Annotated in this window: 17 protein-coding genes; 9 read left to right on the forward strand and 8 right to left on the reverse strand. The window is 74.1% G+C overall.

Going from position 1 to position 19596, the window contains the following annotated elements; all coding sequences use genetic code 11:
• The 3 genes from ACF1BN_RS33365 to ACF1BN_RS33375 form a co-directional block, all read right to left on the reverse strand.
• Positions 1-216: adenosylhomocysteinase (locus ACF1BN_RS33365; RefSeq protein WP_392335336.1), on the reverse strand; the 216-nt coding region annotated here is incomplete at its 3' end.
• A complete protein-coding gene (locus ACF1BN_RS33370) occupies positions 213-1781 on the reverse strand; it encodes an alpha/beta fold hydrolase (protein ID WP_392335337.1) in 1569 nt (522 codons plus the stop codon). The genes ACF1BN_RS33370 and ACF1BN_RS33365, both read right to left, overlap by 4 nt.
• Positions 1782-1800: 19 nt before the next feature.
• Positions 1801-3270 carry an MFS transporter gene (locus tag ACF1BN_RS33375; protein WP_392335338.1) on the reverse strand — a complete coding sequence of 490 codons (1470 nt, stop codon included), beginning with the start codon at positions 3268-3270 and terminating at the stop codon, positions 1801-1803.
• 377 nt (positions 3271-3647) lie between these two features.
• Here ACF1BN_RS33375 and ACF1BN_RS33380 point away from each other — a divergent pair, with 377 nt between their 5' ends.
• The 7 genes from ACF1BN_RS33380 (at position 3648) to ACF1BN_RS33410 (ending at position 11964) form a co-directional block, all read left to right on the forward strand.
• Positions 3648-3971: a 2Fe-2S iron-sulfur cluster-binding protein gene (locus ACF1BN_RS33380; protein ID WP_387280219.1), complete on the forward strand. Its 324-nt coding sequence runs from the start codon at positions 3648-3650 to the stop codon at positions 3969-3971.
• The gene (locus ACF1BN_RS33385) at positions 3971-5212 is read left to right on the forward strand and encodes an NAD(P)/FAD-dependent oxidoreductase (protein ID WP_392335339.1); all 1242 of its coding nucleotides are present in this window, start codon (positions 3971-3973) and stop codon (positions 5210-5212) included. Before ACF1BN_RS33380 ends, ACF1BN_RS33385 begins: the two co-directional genes overlap by 1 nt.
• A gap of 35 nt (positions 5213-5247) precedes the next feature.
• Complete coding sequence (locus tag ACF1BN_RS33390; protein ID WP_392335340.1) at positions 5248-6468, forward strand: cytochrome P450; 1221 nt, start codon at positions 5248-5250, stop codon at positions 6466-6468.
• Between the two features lie 40 nt (positions 6469-6508).
• Positions 6509-7039 carry a nuclear transport factor 2 family protein gene (locus ACF1BN_RS33395; RefSeq protein ID WP_392335341.1) on the forward strand — a complete coding sequence of 177 codons (531 nt, stop codon included), beginning with the start codon at positions 6509-6511 and terminating at the stop codon, positions 7037-7039.
• A 203-nt stretch (positions 7040-7242) separates the two neighbouring features.
• Complete coding sequence (locus ACF1BN_RS33400) at positions 7243-8928, forward strand: MFS transporter (RefSeq protein ID WP_392335342.1); 1686 nt, start codon at positions 7243-7245, stop codon at positions 8926-8928.
• A gap of 389 nt (positions 8929-9317) precedes the next feature.
• On the forward strand, positions 9318-10544 hold the full coding sequence (locus tag ACF1BN_RS33405; protein ID WP_387280245.1) for a cytochrome P450: 1227 nt from the start codon (positions 9318-9320) through the stop codon (positions 10542-10544).
• A 31-nt stretch (positions 10545-10575) separates the two neighbouring features.
• A complete protein-coding gene (locus tag ACF1BN_RS33410) occupies positions 10576-11964 on the forward strand; it encodes an NDP-hexose 2,3-dehydratase family protein (RefSeq protein WP_392335343.1) in 1389 nt (462 codons plus the stop codon).
• A gap of 74 nt (positions 11965-12038) precedes the next feature.
• Here ACF1BN_RS33410 and ACF1BN_RS33415 read toward each other — a convergent pair whose 3' ends face one another.
• Positions 12039-13310 carry a glycosyltransferase gene (locus ACF1BN_RS33415; protein WP_387280249.1) on the reverse strand — a complete coding sequence of 424 codons (1272 nt, stop codon included), beginning with the start codon at positions 13308-13310 and terminating at the stop codon, positions 12039-12041.
• A 153-nt stretch (positions 13311-13463) separates the two neighbouring features.
• Here ACF1BN_RS33415 and ACF1BN_RS33420 point away from each other — a divergent pair, with 153 nt between their 5' ends.
• Entirely contained in the window at positions 13464-14639 is a 1176-nt protein-coding gene (locus tag ACF1BN_RS33420; RefSeq protein WP_392335344.1) for a winged helix DNA-binding domain-containing protein, read from the forward strand.
• A 183-nt stretch (positions 14640-14822) separates the two neighbouring features.
• On the opposite strand, the gene ACF1BN_RS33425 is transcribed toward ACF1BN_RS33420, so the two are convergent.
• From ACF1BN_RS33425 to ACF1BN_RS33435, 3 genes are all read right to left on the reverse strand, one after another.
• Positions 14823-15767, reverse strand: coding sequence for an NAD-dependent epimerase/dehydratase family protein (locus ACF1BN_RS33425; RefSeq protein WP_392335345.1), 945 nt, complete (start codon positions 15765-15767; stop codon positions 14823-14825).
• A 6-nt stretch (positions 15768-15773) separates the two neighbouring features.
• The gene (locus ACF1BN_RS33430; RefSeq protein WP_392335346.1) at positions 15774-16514 is read right to left on the reverse strand and encodes a class I SAM-dependent methyltransferase; all 741 of its coding nucleotides are present in this window, start codon (positions 16512-16514) and stop codon (positions 15774-15776) included.
• Between the two features lie 92 nt (positions 16515-16606).
• Entirely contained in the window at positions 16607-17695 is a 1089-nt protein-coding gene (locus ACF1BN_RS33435; protein WP_392335347.1) for a winged helix DNA-binding domain-containing protein, read from the reverse strand.
• A gap of 228 nt (positions 17696-17923) precedes the next feature.
• Between ACF1BN_RS33435 and ACF1BN_RS33440 the strand changes: the two genes are divergently transcribed.
• Positions 17924-18277: a hypothetical protein gene (locus ACF1BN_RS33440; RefSeq protein WP_392335348.1), complete on the forward strand. Its 354-nt coding sequence runs from the start codon at positions 17924-17926 to the stop codon at positions 18275-18277.
• 120 nt (positions 18278-18397) lie between these two features.
• Here ACF1BN_RS33440 and ACF1BN_RS33445 read toward each other — a convergent pair whose 3' ends face one another.
• Positions 18398-19432 carry a zinc-binding dehydrogenase gene (locus tag ACF1BN_RS33445; protein WP_392335349.1) on the reverse strand — a complete coding sequence of 345 codons (1035 nt, stop codon included), beginning with the start codon at positions 19430-19432 and terminating at the stop codon, positions 18398-18400.
• Positions 19433-19596: the final 164 nt, after the last annotated feature.

Below are 19596 nucleotides of genomic sequence, written 5' to 3' on the forward strand. Positions count from 1 at the left end.
GGCGACGAGGGTCTCGATGAGGACGGCGGTCTGCACGGTCATGTGGAGGGATCCGGTGATCCGGGCGCCGGCGAGCGGCCGGGCCTGGGCGTACTCGCGGCGGATCGCCATCAGGCCGGGCATCTCGTGCTCGGCGAGAGTGATCTCCTTACGGCCGAAAGCGGCGAGGGACAGATCCGCGACCTTGAAATCCTGGTGGTTCGCCGGTGTCGTCACGGGTGGGTGCTCCGAATCTGTGCGGGGAGGCCGGGGGAGCCGGGGAGGTCCGGGAGGTCGGTGGTGAGGGGTGCGTCGGGCGCGTCGGGTGTGTCCGGGGCGTCGGGGGAGACGGCGGGGCGCGGTGCGGCGCCGGCGACGGTGGTCCGTGCCGGGGGCAGTTCGCCTCGGGTGAGGTAGGCGTCGACCAGGGTGTCGACCCGCCGGTTCGCGCCGAGGACGTAGATCTCGTGCTCGCCGGAGTCCGCCACGGTGATCAGGTGGTGGCCCAGTCGCTCGGCCATCGCGACCCCGCCGGCGTAGTGGTCCATGATGTCGCCCTCGGACTGCACGACGATCCCGACGGGGAAGTCGCCGCCCGTGACGGTCACCGTCGGTTCGGGCGCGGTGAAGGTGCGGAAGGTGCCGACCCACGGCTGGGCGCGCAGCACCCCGTAGCCGTACGGGTAGCGGGTGCGGTAGTCCCGCATGGTGGCGTAGTAGCCCTCCAGGTCGGTGGGCCAGTCGTCCTCCAGGGTGATCGCGTCCAGGACGCCGCTCCGCAGCTCGCCCTCGTTGTCCGAGGGCCGCCACAGGCGCTGCCCCGACAGGGCTTCCTTCGCCCGGTCGAGGTCGTCGGACGCGGTCGCCGCGCGCAGGGTCCCGATCAGGTCGCCCAGGTCCTCCCACTGGGCGCGGTCCGCCGTGCGGTACCCCATCGCCCCGTCGAGCAGGGTCCGCAGATGCGGGGTCTCCGCCTTCCGCTCCAGCTGGGCGGCGACGTCCTCGACGGTCCCCAGGACCTCGTCCGGCGTCCGGCCGAGACCGAAGCGGCCGTGCCGCTCGCCCGCCCAGCGGGCCCACCGGTCGACGTTGCGCCGGATCGCGTCGCCCTGCGAGAGGAACTGCTCGTACCAGGACCAGTCGGGGTTGACGCAGGAGTCGAGCACGCTGCGGTCCAGGCGCTCGGGGAACAGCGTGGCGTACGCGGCGCCCACCGAGGTCCCGTAGGCGTAGCCGACGTAGCTGATCCTCTCCTCGCCGAGCACGGCGCGGATGACGTCCAGGTCCCGGGCGATGTTGCGGGTGCTGATGTGCGGGCGCAGCTCGCCGCCGCCGCGCAGGCACCCGAGCTCCCTGAGGCGCATGTCCTCGGCGATCAGCGCGAAGTCCTCGTCGGGCGGCCGGGAGTCGAACGGCGCCTTGGGGACGGTGACTTCGGCGTACAGGCGGGTGGAGTCGCCGAGGCCCCGCGGGTCGAAGCCGACCAGGTCGTACACCTCGTGCGGCGCCGTGCCGACGAACCGGTCCGCGAGGCGGCGGCCGAGCCCCCAGTCGCCCCCGGGGCCGCCGTTGAGGGAGAGCAGGACGCCGCGCCGGCGGTCCGGATCGGTGGCGCGGTGGCGGGAGAGCGCGAGGGTGAGCCGGGGGCCGTCGGGGTCGGCGTAGTCGCGGGGGACCTCGATGACCGCCCGTTCGCGGCTGCCGTCGGCGTCCGTCTCGGGCGTCCAGACCGGGCGCTGGGCGTGGAACGCGCGCAGGGCGTCGGGGAGGGGCGGGTGCGACCGTTCGGTCGTGAGGGCCACGGTGGGTCTCCGTTCCTTGTCAGGCGGACAGCTTGGGGGCGCCGCCTCGAGAGGGTCTGGAACCTCTCCTGACCGGGACGGCCAGCGCGGCCGGCAGCGCGGCGGCGGTGAACAGGGCGGCGGTGGACAGGGCCAGGCCGTATCCGGCGGACGAGGCGTCCACCGCGCTCCTCCCCGCGGCGAGGCCGTCGGAGATGCGCGCGCCGGACAGCGTGGCGAGGACGACGAGGCCGAGCGCGCTGCCCAGCTGGCGGGTGGTGTTGAGCAGCCCGGAGGCGAGTCCCGCCTGGTGGACGGGGAGGCCGTGGGTCGCCGCGTTCGTCGTCGCGTTGATCACCGCGCCCATGCCGACGCCGAGCAGCAGGGTGGGGCCGAGCAGGTCGGCGGCGAACGTGGCGTCCGGCCCGGCCGCCGACAGCCAGAGCAGTCCGCAGGACGCGGCCGTGAGCCCGGTGAGCAGGACCGGCCTGGGGCCGAGGCGCGGCAGGTGCGGGGCGATGCCGAAGCCGCCCGCGGCGATGCCGAGCGAGAGCGGCAGATAGCTGAGTCCGGTCTCCAACGGGCTGTATCCGAGGACCTGTTGAAGCGTGAGGGTGAGGAAGTAGAAGGTGCTGAACAGGGCGGCGATACTGAAGAAGGCCACCAGGTTCGCCGCGCTGACCGTGCGGTTGCGGAAGATGCCGAGGGGGACGAGGGGCTGACGGCCGGGGCGGGCCTGGAGCGTCAGGAAGGCGGCGAGCAGGACGGCGGCGGCGGCCAGCGAGCCGACCGTCCACGGATCGCCCCAGCCCCGCGCGGGCGACTCCGCGATCCCGTACACGAGGGCCATCAGGCCGAGCGTCACGGTGGCCGCGCCGGCCAGGTCGAGCCGGACGCGGTCGCGGCCCGGGGTGGCCGGCACGCCGCAGCGTACGGCCGCGAAGAGGGCCAGGCCGATGGGTACGTTGATCCACAGGCTCCAGCGCCAGGAGAACCACTGGGCGATCACGCCGCCGAGCAGGACCCCGGCGGCACCGGCCGCGCCGGAGGCGGCTCCCCACGCTCCGTAGGCGCGGGCCCGTTCGGCGGGCCCGGTGAAGGTGGTGCCGAGCACCGCCAGGGTCGCGGGCGTCATCACGGCGGCCCCCAGGCCCTGGAAGGCGCGGGCCATGACGAGCAGGGCGGGGTCGCCCGCGAAGCCGCCGACCGCGCTGGCCGCGGTGAACAGGCCGATGCCGCAGAGGAACATCCGGCGCTGCCCGTAGAGGTCGGCCAGCCGCCCGCCGAGCAGCAGGAACCCGCAGACGGCGAGGGTGTAGGCGCTGTTCACCCACTGGAGTCCGGCGCGGGAGAAGCGGAGCTCGTCGGCGATCACCGGAAGGGCCACGTTGACGACCGAGGCGTCCAGCACGGTCATGAACTGGCTGACGCAGCAGGCGGCCAGGATCAGGCCGGTCCGCCGGGCGGGGGCGCGGGCGGTCGCGGGGAGCTGCACGGGGGGAGCGGTCATGGGGAGGGAAGGTGCCCGGGACGCGTCGACGGCGTGTCGGGGCCGGGTCGCGGCCGGGTGGAGCGGGGCGCGGGTGCGGGCGGCGGGCGACTGCTCCCCGGGCGCCCCTGCGTACGCGCGGCCGGTCGTCCGGGGTGCGGGCGGCGGGCGCCCCTGCGTGCGCGCGGCCGGTCGTCCGGGGGCGGGCTGCGGCCGACTGGTCTCCGGGCGCCCCCGCGTACGCGCGGCCGGTCGTCCGGGCTGCGGACCGGCACCCGGTACAGCGGGGCGGCGCGAGGGAGCCGGTGTTCGAGAACGTCTCAAGGCGCACCCCAGTTCGGGTCGGCAGAGTCGTGGCACCCATCCGCGGCCTGTCGACGTTCATCGAGGAGAGTGCCATGGCCAAGATCACCTACCGGCATCCCGACGGCACGGTCACCGTCGTCGACGTGCCGGCGCCCAACACGGTGATGCGCGGCGCGAAGCTCAACAACATCGACGGGATCGAGGCCCAGTGCGGCGGCTCGGCCCAGTGCGGCACCTGCCACGTCTACGTGGACACGAGCAGCCCGGTCGTCCTGCCGGAGATGGACGAGGTCGAGGACGACGTGCTCTACGGCACCGCCTCCCCGCGCCGCGAGAACAGCCGGCTCAGCTGCCGGCTGCCGATCGGCGACGAGCTCGACGGGCTCGTGGTGGACCTGCCGACGGCGCAGAGCTGATGGCGCTCCCGACGGTGGTCGTCGTGGGCGCCGGGCAGGCGGGCTCCGACGTCGCGGCCGCCCTGCGCTCCCGCGGCTTCACCGGCCGGATCGTCCTGCTCGGCGACGAGCCGGAGCCGCCCTACCGGAAACCCCTGCTGTCCAAGGAGTACCTGCTGGCCGAACCGGCGGCCGAGGACCTCGAACTGCGACCGGAGTCCTTCCACACCGCCCAGGGCATCGAGCTGATGACCGGCGAGCGCGCGGTGCGGATCGACCGGGACGCGCGGCGGCTGCTCCTGGCCTCCGGCCGCGAGCTGTCCTACGACCACCTCGTGCTCGCCACCGGCGCTCGCCCGCGCAGGCTGTCGGTCCCGGGCGCGGACCTCGCGGGCGTCCTGGCCCTGCGCACCCTCGCCGACGCGCGCGCTCTGCGCGCCGCCCTGGCCGGCACCGGGGACCTGCTGGTGGTCGGCGGCGGGTTCATCGGACTCGAGGTCGCCGCCGCCGCACGGACCCTGGGCGTGCGGGTCGCGGTCGTCGAGACACGGGACCGCCTGATGGGCCGGTCGGTGAGCGAGCCCATGGCCCGCCACCTCGCCGGACTGCACACGGAGCGGGGGGTGCGCGTCCTGCTCTCCGAGGAGCTGGCCGCCCTGCACGGCGAGAACGGCCGCGTACAGGTGGCCGAGCTGGCGAGCGGCGAGCGGATCGCGGCCGATCTGGTGGTGGCCGGCGTCGGCGTGCTGCCGAACACCGCGCTCGCCGCCGACGCGGGCCTGGAGGTGGGGGACGGGGTCCTGGTCGACGCCCGGCTGCGTACCAGCGACCCGCTCGTCCACGCGATCGGCGACTGCGCCCGGTTCCCCAGCCCGCACGCCCGCCGGCACCTGCGCCTGGAGTCCGTGCAGAACGCCGCGGACCAGGCCCGGTGCGTCGCGGGGGCGATCCTCGATCCCGCCGGAGCGCCCACGTACGACGCCGTGCCCTGGTTCTGGACCCAGCAGTACGGGGCGCGCCTCCAGATCGCGGGCGTCACCGACGGCCACGACCGCACGGTGACCGCGGGCGACCCGGCCGGCGGACGCTTCTCGGTCTTCTGCTTCCGGGCCGGCCGGCTCCTCGGCGCGGAGTCCGTGAACCGGCCCGCCGACCACATGATCACCCGCAGGCTGCTGGCCACCGGAGACCGCTCGCTCACTCCGGACGTCGTGGCCGCCCCCGGATTCGACCTGAAGCACCGGCAGTTCCAGCCCGCCTGAGCCGCGGACCACGCCCAGACCCGAAGGGAATCACGATGACCGCTCCCGCCGAATCCGCCGTCGACGCCGGGGAGAAGACGTTCCCCTACGCGCGCGCCTGCCCGTTCAGCCCGCCCGCGGAGTACGACGAGATGGTGAAGGAGGACGTGTCGCAGGTGACCCTGGACGGCTCCGGGCTGCGCATCTGGACCGTCACCGGCTACCGCACCATCCGCGACCTGCTCACCGACCCGCGGCTCAGCGCCTCCCGCAAGCACGCGAACTTCCCCTTCTACTTCATCGCGCCCCCCGAGTACCGCACGGAGACCTCCTTCATCGGCTACGACGGCGAGGACCACGCCAAGACCCGGCGCAAGGCCGCCCTGACCTTCACCAGCAGGCAGGTGAAGCGGCTGCGTCCGCGGATCGAGGAGATCGTCGACGAGCACATCGACAAGATGCTCGCGATGAAGCCGCCGGTCGACTTCCACCGGGTGTTCTCGCTGCCCGTGCCGATGACCGTCATCTGCGAACTGCTCGGCATCCCGCAGGACCAGCACGACTTCTTCATCAAGCACGGCACCGCCCTGCTCGGCGGGCACAGCAGCACCGAGGAGCGGCAGGCCGCGATCGTCGAGGTCAACGCGTACGTCAGCGACCTCATCCAGCGGAAGAAGAAGGAGCCGGGCGACGACCTGCTGAGCCGGGCGATGGCCGACTACGAGGCGTCCGGCGAGGAGTACACCGACCGCGACCTGTTCAACATGGTCCGGCTGCTCATGAACGGCGGCCACGAGACCACGGCCAGCCAGATATCCCTGGGCACCGCCTGCCTGCTGGAGAACCCCGACCAGCTGGAACTGCTCAGGAACGACCCGTCCCTGGTCAGGCCGGCGGTCGAGGAGCTGGTCCGGATCGCGACCATCGGCGACACCGCCATCCCCCGGGTGGCGCTGGAGGACATCGAGGTCGCGGGCAAGGTCATCCGCAAGGGCGACGGCATCCTCTTCCTCGGCCTCGCGGCCAACCGGGACCCCGAGGTCTTCCCCGAGCCGGAGAAGCTGATCATCAGCCGGGGCAGCCGCAAGCACCTGGGGTTCGGCCACGGCGTGCACCACTGCATCGGCGCCGACCTCGCCCGGCTGGAGCTGGAGATCGTGTGGAGCAAGCTCTTCCAGCGGGTCCCCACCCTGCGTCTGGACAAGCCCTTCCTGGAGATCCCGCGCAAGGAGGGCGCGGTGATCTACGGGTTGTGGGGGCTTCCCCTCACGTGGTGAACCGCCGTACCGCCCGTCCGACCCAGGGAAAGGAAGCCCAGTGTCCCAGGCGACACCGCACACCGCACAGCGCGTGACCCCCGAACTGTACGTGGAGGTCCAGCAGTTCTACGCGAGCCAGATGCCGCTCCTGGAGGAGCGGAGGCTCGTGGAGTTCCTGGAGACCTTCACCGAGGACTGCACGCTCGAACACGTCCCCTACGGGTGGCGGTTCGACGGCCGCGAGCAGCTGCTGAAGGAGATGTCGGCCCGCCGCGGCGACGCCTCGAAGCCGCGCGCCGAGGAGACGTCGGCCCGGCGCGCCCGCGAGGAGAACATCGCGTACTACGACGGCCTCGTCTACCGGTACTGGTTCGACCGCATGCTGATCACCCCGGCCGAGGACGGGACGGTCGGGGTCCGCTACCAGGCGATGGTGAGCATGACCGACGCCCAGGGCAAGGTCAGCTTCGAGCCCACCACGGTCGTGGAGGACGTCCTCGTCCGCGAGAACGGCTCGCTGCTCACCCGGTCCCGGGTCGTCACGCACGACTCCGCCCAGTGGGCCGACAAGATCCACAACCCGAGCTGACCCGCCGGCCGCAGCCCGGGACCCCGCCGCACGGCGGGGTCCCGGGCTGCGGCGTTTCCTGGCCGAAAGGCATGGAGTGGCCGGTTCCGGATCCGCGCCCGCTCGAGCCGCGCTCAAGCGCCTGGCCGTCTCATGGAGATTCCCGGGACCCTGCGCGGGCCCCGGCCGACGGGGGATGGCAACGCGACAGATTGGGATCTCTGATGACAGAAGTAGCCGCCTCCGCCGCCCCACCGCCGAAGGCGGGGCGACGGCAGTGGATCGGGCTGGCGGTCCTGGCACTGCCGGCCATGCTGATCTCCATGGACATGACCGTCCTGTACCTGGCGGTGCCGGCCCTCAGCGCCGACCTCGCCCCCACCAGCTCCGAACTGCTGTGGATCCTGGACATCTACGCCTTCCTGGTGGCCGGATTCCTCATCACCATGGGCAGCCTCGGTGACCGCATCGGACGCCGCCGGCTCCTGCTGATCGGCGCCGCGGCCTTCGGCGTCGCCTCCGTGATCGCCGCGTACGCGGACAGCGCCGAGACGCTGATCGCCGCGCGCGCCCTGCTCGGCATCGCCGGGGCCACCCTGATGCCCTCCACGCTGGCCCTGATCCGGAACATGTTCCACGACCCGGGGCAGCGGGCCAGCGCCATCGCCGTGTGGATGACGGCCTTCATGGTCGGCATGTCCATCGGTCCGCTGGTCGGCGGGGCCTTCCTCACGAACTTCTGGTGGGGCTCGGTCTTCCTGATGGCCGTGCCCGCCATGGTGCTGCTGCTCGTGACGGCCCCGGTGCTGCTGCCCGAGTACAAGGACCCCGCCCCCGGCCGGCTCGACCTGCTGAGTCTCGTGCTCTCGGTCGGCGCCATGATCACGCTGGTGTACGGCGTCAAGGAGCTCGCCAAGGACGGCATCGCCGCCGCACCGCTGGTCTACGTCGCCGTCGGCGTGGTGCTCGCCGGTGCGTTCGCCCTGCGGCAGCGGTCGCTGGAGACGCCCCTGCTGGACCTCAAGCTCTTCGCCAACCGGAAGTTCAGCGCCTCGCTGGGCACCATGACCCTCGTGCTGTTCGCCATGGCCGGCATGTTCCTGTTCATGGCGCAGTACCTCCAGCTGATCCTCGGCATGTCGCCGTTCGAGGCGGGTCTGTGGACCCTGCCGCAGACGGCGGCCATGATGGTCGTCGGAGCCGTCACCCCCGCCCTGGTCAAGAAGTACCGGCCGGCGTACGTCATGGCGGCGGGCCTCGCCGTCGGTGTGATCGGCTGCTCCCTCTACACCCAGCTCGACGGCGGCCAGCTGGCCCTGCTGGTCACGGGCAACGTCATCTTCGCGCTCGGCATCGGCCCGATGACCATCATGGGCACCGACATGATCCTGGGCGCCGTGCCGCCCGAGCGGGCCGGCGTCGCCTCCGCGATGTCCGAGACGAACCAGGAGTTCGGCACCGCGCTCGGCGTCGCCGTCCTCGGCAGCATCGGCACCGGCGTCTACCGGAGCGACCTCGCCGAGAACATGCCCGCCGGGATCGACGGGCAGACCGCCGAGGCGGCGAGGGACACGCTCGGTGCGGCCCTCGCCGCCGCCGAGCAGCTGCCGGGCGACACCGGCGACGCCCTCGCGGCCGCCGCGCGCTCCGCCTTCACCGAGGGCCTGCACCTCAACGCCACCGTCAGCGCCGCGCTCATCGCGGTCGCCGCGATCCTCGTGGCCGTCCTCCTCAAGCACGTCCGCCCGACCGCGCCGGAGGGCGAGGACACCGGCGCCGGCACCCCGGACGACGAGGCGGCGGAGCCGGAGGCGGCGGCCGACCCCGAGTCCGCCGCCGCGGCCGTCGGGAGCACCCCGGCCGCCCCGGCGAAGGAGCGACCGGTGGCGGAGGGGTCCCCGGGCCGATGAGGCCCTCCTGACACCTCCGGCGGCTCCCCACCGCCCCGCCACTCCGTGCGGCCCCCCCCCGCGGCGAGAGCCGTACCCACCCCGGGTACGGCTCTCGCCGCGCGCGTTCGCCCTCCCGGGGCCCGACCGCCCGAGGTCCGGGGCATTCCCCGGGCCGGACCGCCCGAGGTCCGGGCAGTTCCTCCCCCGGGTCCGACCGCCCGAGGTCCGGGCATCCCTCCCGGGCCCGACCGTCCGGACCTCCCGTCAGGGCCTCGGCCGCCGCCCGAGGGCCTGGCGAGCACTGCTCGAGCACCCCCTCCTACCGTGCGGCTGACCATGCCAGACGGGCCGTGGCGGCGGACGGGCGCACCGCGCCGAGCCGTGCGGCGACAGCGGAGGTGTCAAGCGTGTCTGCCCCTCGAGAAACCGATCTGTTCCCCTTCCCGGGCTCCTCCTACCGAGGGCCGGACCCCCGCTACGCGGAACTGCGGGACGAGGAGCCGGTGGTCCGCGTGCGCACCGCCGGCGGCGTCGACGCCTGGCTGGTGACGCGCTACGACCATGTGCGCGAGCTCTCGGCCGACCCCCGGCTCAGCCGCGCCAGGGCGTGCGGACCCGGCGCCCCGCGCGTCGGCGGCACCATGCACACCACCCCCGAGATGATCATCTCGCTCGACTCGCCCGAGCACTCCCGGCTCCGCAAGCTGGTGGCCGGCGCGTTCACGCTCCGCCGCGTCGAGCGGATGCGGGCCGGTGTGCAGCAGGTCGCCGACGAACTGCTCGACGCGATGCAGGCCCAGACCGGACCGGTCGACCTCGTCCAGGCCCTGGCGGTGCCGCTGCCCCTCACCGTGATCGGCGAACTGCTCGGCGTACCCCCGGCCGACCTGCGCGACTTCGAGAAGTGGGCACGCGCCTTCGCCACCGTCGACGACCGGGCGGGCGGCGAGGAGTCCCTCGCCGGACTCGCGAAGCTCAGCGAGTACATCGTCGGTCTGGTCGCGGACAAGCGGGCCACCCCGACCGACGACATGCTCTCCGAACTGATCGCGGCGCGCGACGAGGGCGACCGCCTCAGCGAGGAGGAGCTCGTCACCTTCGGCTTCACCCTCATCGGGGCCGGCTTCGACACCACCGCCAACCAGCTCGCCAACTCCGTCCTCGCCCTGCTCGTCGACCACCGCGACCAGTGGGACCGGCTCGTCGCCGACCCGGCCCTGATACCCCGGGCGGTCGACGAACTCCTCCGCCACGTCAACCTCTTCGCCACCGACACCACCGGCTTCCCGCGGGTCGCCGCCGCCGACATCGAGATCGGGGGCGTGACCATCGCCGAGGGCGACGCCGTCCTGCTCGCCCTGGCCTCCGCCAACCGCGACCCGGCCGTCTTCACCGACCCGGACCGCCTCGACCTGGACCGGGAGCGCAACCCGCACATCTCCTTCGGCCACGGCGTCCACCACTGCCTCGGCAAGCACCTGGGCCGCATGGAACTGGAGATCGCCCTCGAAGGCCTCCTGCGCCGCTTCCCCGACCTGCGGCTCGCCGTGCCCGAGCGGGAACTCCCCTGGCACACCGGCGAGATCAACCACACCCTCACCAGCCTGCCCGTGACCTGGGGGGAAGCGGAATGACCCGCCGGCCCGCCCCGGCGGGAGGGGACACGTGAGCACGGCCGTCCGGCTCCTGCGGCCGCGGACGGACACGGACCTCCCGGACCGGCTCGCCCGCTCGGCCGCCGTCCGCGACGCCGGCGCCCAGCTGCGCACCGACGCGTTCGACGCCTGGCTGGCCGCCCGCGGCCGGGCCCACCGCTTCGCCGTGGAGCGCGTCCCCTTCGCCGCCCTCGACGGCTGGCGGTTCGACCCGGCCACCGGCGACCTCGGCCACCGCAGCGGCCGTTTCTTCACCGTGCGCGGACTCCGCGTCCGGGTCGGCGACGGCCCGGACGCGGAGTGGGAGCAGCCCGTCATCGAACAGCCCGAGGTCGGGATCCTCGGCCTCCTGGCCAAGGAGTTCGACGGCGTCCTGCACTTCCTGATGCAGGCGAAGATGGAACCGGGCAACCGGAACCTGCTCCAGCTCTCACCGACCGTGCAGGCCACCCGCAGCAACTACACACGGGTGCACCGGGGCGCCGGAGTCCGCCACATCGAGCGGTTCGTCCACCCCGCGCCCCACCGGGTCCTCGCCGACGTCCTCCAGTCCGAGCAGGGCTCGTGGTTCTACCGGAAGTCCAACCGGAACATGATCGTCGAGACCGTCGACGACATCCCGCCGCACGAGGACTTCTGCTGGCTGACCCTCGGTCAGATCGGGGAGCTGCTGCGCCGGGACAACGTCGTGAACATGGACGCCCGCACGGTCCTGGCCTGCGCCCCCGTCGCCCGGCACGAGGCCGGGGCCCTGCATCCCGACACCGAGGTGCTCTCCTGGATCGCCGGCGAACGCTCCCGGCACCAGGTGCGCACCGGGCTGGTGCCGCTGGGCGGGGTACGCGGCTGGACGCGGGACGAGCACGCCGTCCGGCACGCCGACGACCGCTACTTCCGGGTGGTCGCCGTCTCGGTCGAGGCGGGCAGCAGGGAGGTGAGCCGCTGGACCCAGCCGCTCCTGGAACCCCGGGGCCTCGGCGTCAACGCCTTCCTGACCCGCCGCTTCGACGGCGTGCCCCACCTGCTGGCGCACGCCCGCGTCGAGGCCGGCTTCCTCGACACCATCGAGCTCGGACCCACCGTCCAGTACACCCCGGAGAACTACGCCCATCTCGCCCCCCGGGACCGGCCGCCCTTCCTGGACACGGTGCTCCGCGCCGACCCCGCCCGCTTCCGCTACGCCGCGCTGCACTCGGAGGAGGGCGGCCGGTTCCTCAACGCCGAGAGCCGGTACCTCTTCATGGAGTGCGACGAGACCGAGGCACCGCTCCGGCCGCCGCCGGGCTACCACTGGATCACCCCCGGCCAGCTCGGCTCCCTCGTCCGGCACGGCCACTACGTCGACGTGGAGGCCAGGACACTGCTCTCCCTGCTCACCACGGGGGCCGTCACCCTCTGACCGCGCACGCGAAGGCCGTCGCCCGGACACCCCGCGAAGGTGTCCGGGCGACGGCCTTTCCTCCCGCGGGACGCTCAGCGGGGCGGCAGCGGCGCCGTACGGTGCCGGGCGGCCAGCAGCTCCAGGGTCGGGACCACGTCCACCGGCCCCGGCATCGCCAGCCACTCGGCGTGCAGCGTGCCGGCGCCTTTGCGGAAGACCGGCTCCTCGATCAGCCGCTCGATGCTCCGCCGGATCTCCTCGGGGGACTGCCGGGTGTGGTTCACCGCGAGCCCGCCGTCCCGGCTCGTCACGTAGTCGGCGTACGCGGCGCACTCCAGCTCGCCGCTCGTCTCGATCAGCTGCGGCACCCGGTGCGACACGGCCGCCGCGAACGTGCCGCCGCCCCCGTGGTGCACCACGGCGGAGCAGGTGCCGAGCAGATGGCTGAGCGGCACGAAGTCGACGGTACGGGTGTTCTCCGGGACCCGCTGACCCGCCAGCTGCTCCGCGTCGAAGGTCGCCACCACCTCGGCGTCCAGGCCGCCGACCGCCTCCAGGACGTCGGCGATCAGATCCCGGTCGGTGATCCCGAGCGCCCGCCCGGACGTCCCCAGGGAGACCGCCACCCGGGGACGCTCCGGGCGCGGGTGCAGCCAGCGCGGCAGCACCGCGCCGCCCGAGACGGGCACCCGGCGCACCGACACGACCCTCGGCTCGACGGCCGGCAGCCGCAGCGCGGTCGGCGTCGGATCGATGGTCCACTGGCCGAGCACCAGCTCGTCGTCGACCTCCAGTCCGTACCGCTCGGCGATCGGCGCCACGATGGCCGCCGTCGGATCCGCGCCGCCCGCCGCGAGGATGCGCTCCCTGCCCCAGGCCCAGTAGTCCGGCCCGCACAGGATCCGGGCGTGCGCCGCCCCGCACAACCGCGCCGCCACGGCGGCGGCCGGCCACTGCTCCCACACCACCAGATCCGGCTGCCACGCGCGGGCGAAGGCCACCACGTCGTCCACCCCCGGCGCCGCGGCCCCGCCCTCCGGGACGGTGTTGTACATCCGCACCGCCCCCAGGAACAGGGTGAACATCTCCGCGGCCGGACGGTCCGCCGGATCCTCCGCCAGCAACGCCAGCAGCCGCTCGCTCTCCTCCTCGCCGGGCATGAACTCCTCGGCCCCGTCCAGCGAGGTCATGGTGTCGCCGGTGCCGATCTCGACCGCCGTCAGGCCCGCCGCGCGGATCGTGCCGGTCAGCAGGGGGTGGGAGGCGACGCACACCTCGTGGCCCGCGCTCTGCAGGGCCAGGGCGAGCGGCACCGCGGGGTACAGGTGCGCCGCCATCGGCCAGATCGTGAACATGATGCGCATCAGGCTCTGTCCTTACGCAGTCGGGATTTCGGCGACCGTGCCACCGGACGCTCGACGGGATCTGGAGCCCCGCTCCAGCTGCGCGTTCGAGCCGGACGCGAGCGCGGTGCGCGATAGTGGGCGGTCGGTGTCGAACCCGGAGGAGCGCAGAACATGAAGGACCGTGCGGCAGAGGTACCCGTTCTCCCGTGGGCCGGGGTGTCCGCACGGCGGCTGGAGCGCAGCTCGCTGATGCCGACGGGCACCGCCACCGACCCGGCGGACGTGGTGACCCGACTGTGCGGCGCGCACGCCCAGGTGCTCTCGGCGGCCGAACTGTCCGTCGGACTGCGGCTGTCGGGGACCACCCGGGTGGGCGTGCGCGAGGCGCTGTGGACGGAGCGGACCCTGGTGAAGACGTACGGGCCGCGCGGCACCGTGCACCTGCTGCCCACCCGCGACCTGCCGATGTGGACGGGGGCGCTGTCCGCCCTCCCGCCGTCGTCCGGCAACGCCCGCGGCGGCCAGCAGCTGCTCACCCCCGACCAGATCGACCAGGTCGTCGCCGCCGTCGCGGACTCCCTGGAGGACGCGGAGCTCACCGCCGACGAACTGACGGAAGCCATCGTGGAGCGCACCGGCTCCTGGGCCGGCGACCCGGTCATGGAGGCCTTCCAGGGCAAGTGGCCGCGCTGGAGGGCCGCCATGGACCTCGCCGCCAACCGCGGCGCGCTGTGCTTCGGGCCGACCCGCGGGCGCAAGGTCACGTACACCAACCCGCACCGCTGGCTGCCCGGCTTCACCCCGCAGGAGGGGCCCGCCGCCCTCGCCGCCCTCGTGACCTCGTACCTCCACGCCTTCGGGCCCGCGACGCCCCAGCACTTCGCCCGCTGGCTGGCCGCCCCGAACCGCTGGGCCACCGAGCTGTTCGCCTCGCTCGGTGACGCCCTGGAGGAGGTGGAACTGGCGGGCGAGCGGGCCTGGGTGGTCGCCGGGGACACCGCCGTGCCCGACGCCCCGCCCAGAGGCCTGGTGCTGCTGCCGTACTTCGACGCGTACGTGGTCGGCTGCCGGCCGCGCGACCTGCTCTACCCCGGCGCCGCGGCCGAACGCGCCCTCGCCGCCGGCCAGGCGGGGAACTTCCCGGTCCTCCTCGTCGACGGGCAGGTCGCCGGCGTCTGGCACCAGCGCCGCTCCGGCAGGAAGCTGCACGTCACGGTGGAGGAGATCACCCCGCTGACCGGCGTCCTGCGCAAGGAACTCGACGCCCAGGTGGCCCGGGTCGGGGAGATCCTGGAGGGCCGGACGGAACTGACCCTCGGCAGGGTGACGGTCGGACCCCACGCCTGACCGGAGGGCCCGGGGTCCGGTCGTGGCGCCTTGCCTGACCGGAGGGCCCCGGATCCGGTCGAGGTGCCCTGCCTGACCGGAGGGCCCGGGGTCCGGTCGCGGCACTCTGCCTGACCGGAGGGCCCGGGGTCCGGTCGTGGCGCCCTGCCCGACCGGAAGTCCCCGGGTCCGGTCGTGGTGCCCTCAGCTCCGCCACATGTCGACGAGCGAGGTGCGCAGCGGGACCTGCGGCGACCAGCCCAGCAGCCGCGCGGCGAGCCGGTTGTCGACCCGCATCCAGTCGGAGCCGAGGCCGTCGACGGGACGCAGGTCCCTTCGCACGGTCCCGGCCGGCAGGCCGGTGACGGCGAGGAACAGGTCCACCAGCTCCGGGACCGGGGTCGCGGTGCCGCTGCCGATGTTGACGGCACGTCCGTCCACCGGCGCCACCGCGGCCAGCACGACGGCCCGCGCGACGTCGCGCACGTCGACGAAGTCCCGGCGGGCCCCCTCGGCGACGGTCAGCCGCACCCCCCGCTCGCCCGCCGCCGCGTCGCGCAGCCGGGACAGCAGCTTCCCCAGGAAGGCCGCCGAGGAGGGATGCGGCCCGCACACGTTGGCGAGCCGCAGCACCACCGCGGACACGGTTCCGGCCCGGGCCGCGTCCAGCACGGACCGGGTCCCGGCCAGCCGGCTGCGGGTGTAGGCGTTCACCGGCGCGGGCGTCAGCGACTCGCCCATCAGGGTGCCGTCCGGGACCGGCCCGTACTCGTGCATCGACCCCAGGTGGACCAGCCGCGGTCGCCCGGGGAGCCGGGCCAGGGCCGCCAGCAGGCGCTCCACGGCGTGCACGTTCGTGGCGGTCATCTCCTCGTCGGAGCGGTCCCAGCCGTCGGTCGCGTTGGCCCCGTCGGTGGCGTTGACGACGATCCCGACCCGCTCCCGGTCCAGCAGCTCCGCGAGCGCGTCGGGGCCGGCCGCGGTCAGGTCGAGCCGCCGGAAGGCGCCCGGCGGGAGGTGGGCGGCGTCGTTGCGGGCCAGCGCGAGGACCTCGTGGCCCCGGTCGGCGAAGGCGGCCAGCAGATGGCGGCCCACCCAGCCGGTGCCGCCGATGACGGCGACACGGGCGGGACGCGGCGGCTCAGTCACCGTGGTTCACCGGGCGTGCCCCAGGGTGGCGGCGAACATGCCGACCTTCGTCCCGCGCTCCCGGTAGTGCACCGTGCAGCCCGCCCGCTCGAAGGCCGACTCGTACTCCTCGCGCGTGAAGAGCTTCAGGTCGTGGCTGTCGATGAAATGCTCCACGCCCGAGGCGGAGTCGGCGACGAGGTAGTGCGCGAGCACCCGCGCGATGTCGCCCTCCTCCCGGGTGGCGTGCGAGATCCGCGAGATGGTGCGCCCGCCCTCGGTGGCCAGGGTGCTCATGATCTGACCGGGCACGAACGTGTCGGGGAAGTACCACGGCTCCAGGACGACGACACCGCCCGGGTTGAGGTGGCGGACGAAGGACTCCGCCGTGGCGTCCAGCTCGTCGGTGTCGCGCAGATAGCCGACCGAGCTGAACATGCAGGTGATGACGTCGAAGGTGCGCTCCAGCCGGAAGCCGGCCATGTCGCCCTGGTGGACGGGGACGTCCGGCAGGTTGTGCCGGGCGAGCCGCACCATGTCCTCGGAGACGTCCACGCCCTCGACGTCGTCGAAGCTCTGGCGGAAGTACCGCAGGTGAGGACCGTTGCCGCAGGCCACGTCCAGCAGGGACTTGGGGTCGGTGCCGAACTCGCGGGCGATGGACTCCGCTTCGGCGGCCTCGGCCCGGTAGTCCTTGCGGCGTGCCCGGTACACGGCCTCGTAGATCTCGGCACGGGTGTAGATCTGGCCGAGACTTTCTCTGCTCATCGGATCCCTTTCCGGAGGTACCCGCCCGGTGGAGCCCGGTCGGCGCACCCCCGATGCTGTCCCGCGCCGCTGGACTGCCCATGGAGAACGGCTCAGGCCTCGACCGCGATGTCCTCCCGCGTCCCGGTGCCGGCGACGAAGCCGAAGAGCGACCGCGCCTCGCCGAGCACCGCGTCCTCCTCGGCGCGGCCCAGCGGCCGGAAGGGGGTGATCCGCAGGGCGCCGTCCTTGAACGACCAGGAGCCGCGCACGAAGCCGTCCACCAGGAGGAGCGGCACGCCGAGCGCCGCGACCGGGGCGATCCGCCGCCGGTCGGCGTCGCTGATCAGCCGCGTGCGGTCCTTGTGCCCGAGCGCCGCGTTGTCGAACGCGGGCAGGAAGCGCACCGGTGCCGGGGTCTCGGCGTCGGCGACCGGCGCGTCCGGGAGGTCGTACAGCTCCTTGCCGTCCACGGTGCGGAACATCCGCAGCGGCAGGGACTCGACGACCTCGCGCAGCCGGGTCAGCCCCGACCACGCCTGGACGTCCAGGATGCCGGCCGGGCCGAAGGCGGCCAGGTAGCGCGTGACCATGGTGCGCGGATCCGGCCGGGGGGCCGTCGGGACGCCGGTCCAGTCGTGGGCAAGCGCCAGCGGCGTCGTGGTGCGGTTGCCCCAGGCGCCCCAGACCCCGTTCGGCGGCGGGTACACGACGGGCTCCAGGAGTTCCACCACGGAGGCGAGCCGGGCGCTGTGACGGCCGGCGAAGCGTTCGCCGAGCCGCCGGCCCAGTGCGGCGCGGGTCAGATCGCCGCCGCGGATGAGCTCGCGTCCCGCCGCGGCGAGCTCCTCCGTGTCCAGCCCCTCGACGTGGGGGGCGAAGTAGCCGTGGGCGAGAGCGCCGCGCACGACGGGCTGCACGGTGGGCCGCAGCCACGCGAAGTCCTCGGCGGCCGCCAGGTGCTGGGTGCGCCGCACCATGGTGCCGCGCACCACGGCACGGTCCTCGTACAGGTCGGTCAGCTCCTTGTGGGCGAAGCCCTCGGCCCGCGTCCACAGGCCCACATAGGGCCAGTTGGGCTCCTGAGCCTGCATCGCGACCAGGTGCCGGACGATGTCGATCGCGGGGAGGGAGGTCCGCTCCAGCAGGAACTGCCGCGCCAGCAGGGTCCGGTTCAGTGTCCGCAGACTGAGCACTCTCATGGGACCACCGTGCCGGGCGCGGCTCGAGCGGCGCTTGACCGGGGCCCGAGCGGCGCCACGGCCGTCCGGGACGGGAGCGGGCCCGGTCCGTGCCCCGGCGGGCCGGTCGAGCCGGCCCCGAGCGGGGCGGCCGACCCTGGCCGGATGGCGGAGAGCGAGACGAAGTCGGGGCCGGAGCCGGGGCCCGTGACGGAGCCGGGGCGGGGGCCTGGGAAGGAGTCGGGGTTCGTGACGGAGCCGGGGCCGGTGGGGCGTTGGAGCGTTCGGGTGGAACGCCGGGGGCGGTGGACGACGAGTGTCTTCCGCTTCGCCGCCGACGGGACGGCGCTGCTCCTGGAGGGCGGGACGGGCACGGGCGTCTGGTGGGACCTCGGCGCCGGACGCTTCGGCTTCCGTGTGGTGGAGCCGCTGGCCGGGGACGACGGCCGCGGCGCGGGGCGGGTGGTGATCGCGCAGACGGCGGTGCTGGCCGGCCGCGCCTTCACGGGCGACGGCGTCTCGACGGTCCACGACGCGGCGGACCGGGTGGTCCGCCGGCTGCGGGTCCGCGTCGAGGCGACCGCCCTGCCGCCCGCGCGCTGACGGCCCTCCCCGGGGACGGCCCTCCCGGAGACGGAGACCCGGTACGGGGCCGTACCGGGTCTCCGCCACCGGGTCTCCGCCACCGGGTCTCCGCCACCGGGTCTACGTCGACCGGGTCCGTCAGCCCGCGAACCGCACGGCGACGTTGCCCCGGTGGCGGCCGGCGAGCAGGTCGAGGAGCGCGCCCGGCGCCTGCTCGATGCCCCCCTCGACGATGGTCTGGGGGAAGACGAAGCGGCCCTCGGAGAGCCACCGCGCGAGGTGCTCGGTCCACGCCTGGATCTGCTCGGGCGTGTGGTACGTGGCGAAGGGCCGCAGCTCGATGTGGCGGGTGATGGCGGTCAGGAGGTCGAAGCGCGGCCGGCCGCCCGTCCCGCCGATCTGCCCGGACAGGGCGCCGCAGAGCGCGAACCGGGCGTGCGGGGCCGCCGCCTGCACCGCGGCCTCGAACTGCTCGCCGCCCACGTTGTCGAAGAAGACGTCGATGCCGCTCGGCGCGAGCTCGCGCAGCTGGTCGAGGACCGGGCCGTCGTGGTAGTCGAAGGCGGCGTCGTAGCCGAGCTCGTCGACGAGGTAGGCGACCTTCTCCTTGCTGCCGGCGCTGCCGATCACCTTGGAGGCGCCCCGGCACTTCGCGATCTGTCCGGCGAGCGAGCCCACCCCGCCGGCCGCTCCCGACACGAAGACCACGTCGCCCGGGCCCGCCTGCGCCAGGGTGGCCATGCCGTAGTAGGCGGTGGGCCCCTGGCTCAGGAAGTACGACGAGCTGGGGAAGAGTCCGGCGTCGAGCCGGTGGAACCGGTCGGCCGGCGCGGTCGTGTACTCGCCCCAGCCCGCCATCATCTGGACGACGTCGCCGACGGCCAGGCCGGGGTCGGCGGACCGCACGACCGTCCCCACCTCGCCGCCGCCGATCCGGCCGCCCACCTGGTACGGCGGCACGGGCAGCGGGCAGTCGGGGCGCATCAGGTCCTGGTAGGCCGCGGCCACGAAGACGTGGTCGGTGCGGACCAGGACCTCGCCGGGGCCGGGCTCCCTGACCTGGACCTCGGCGATGTCGAAGTGGCCGGGGGTGATCGCGCCGTCGAGGTGGCGGGCGAGCCGGACCTCGCGGGCCGTCTCCGGGATCGCGGGCGTGCTGGCGTCGGTGGTCATGGTGCTCCTTGGCGGTCACGGCGGGAGGTCGGGAAGGACGTGCGCCCAGCCTGTCCACCCCCGCTCGAACCGTCGTCGTCCCCCGGGGGGGCCCGGGGGGGGCCACGGGTTCGGGGGGCGGCGGGGGGGGGGGGCCAGGGGCGGCCGGCCACCCCCGGGGGCGG

Source organism: Streptomyces sp. NPDC014861, from assembly GCF_043081625.1.
In the GTDB taxonomy this organism is placed as follows: Bacteria; Actinomycetota; Actinomycetes; order Streptomycetales; family Streptomycetaceae; genus Streptomyces.

Bases quoted from the DNA above. Each gene is read 5' to 3' on its own strand.
- ACF1BN_RS33375 (WP_392335338.1), bottom strand. From the start codon at position 3,270: ATGACCGCTCCCCCCGTGCAGCTCCCCGCGACCGCCCGCGCCCCCGCC.
- ACF1BN_RS33380 (WP_387280219.1), top strand. From the start codon at position 3,648: ATGGCCAAGATCACCTACCGGCATCCCGACGGCACGGTCACCGTCGTC.
- ACF1BN_RS33385 (WP_392335339.1), top strand. From the start codon at position 3,971: ATGGCGCTCCCGACGGTGGTCGTCGTGGGCGCCGGGCAGGCGGGCTCC.
- ACF1BN_RS33390 (WP_392335340.1), top strand. From the start codon at position 5,248: ATGACCGCTCCCGCCGAATCCGCCGTCGACGCCGGGGAGAAGACGTTC.
- ACF1BN_RS33400 (WP_392335342.1), top strand. From the start codon at position 7,243: ATGACAGAAGTAGCCGCCTCCGCCGCCCCACCGCCGAAGGCGGGGCGA.
- ACF1BN_RS33415 (WP_387280249.1), bottom strand. From the start codon at position 13,310: ATGCGCATCATGTTCACGATCTGGCCGATGGCGGCGCACCTGTACCCC.
- ACF1BN_RS33420 (WP_392335344.1), top strand. From the start codon at position 13,464: ATGAAGGACCGTGCGGCAGAGGTACCCGTTCTCCCGTGGGCCGGGGTG.
- ACF1BN_RS33430 (WP_392335346.1), bottom strand. From the start codon at position 16,514: ATGAGCAGAGAAAGTCTCGGCCAGATCTACACCCGTGCCGAGATCTAC.
- ACF1BN_RS33435 (WP_392335347.1), bottom strand. From the start codon at position 17,695: ATGAGAGTGCTCAGTCTGCGGACACTGAACCGGACCCTGCTGGCGCGG.
- ACF1BN_RS33445 (WP_392335349.1), bottom strand. From the start codon at position 19,432: ATGACCACCGACGCCAGCACGCCCGCGATCCCGGAGACGGCCCGCGAG.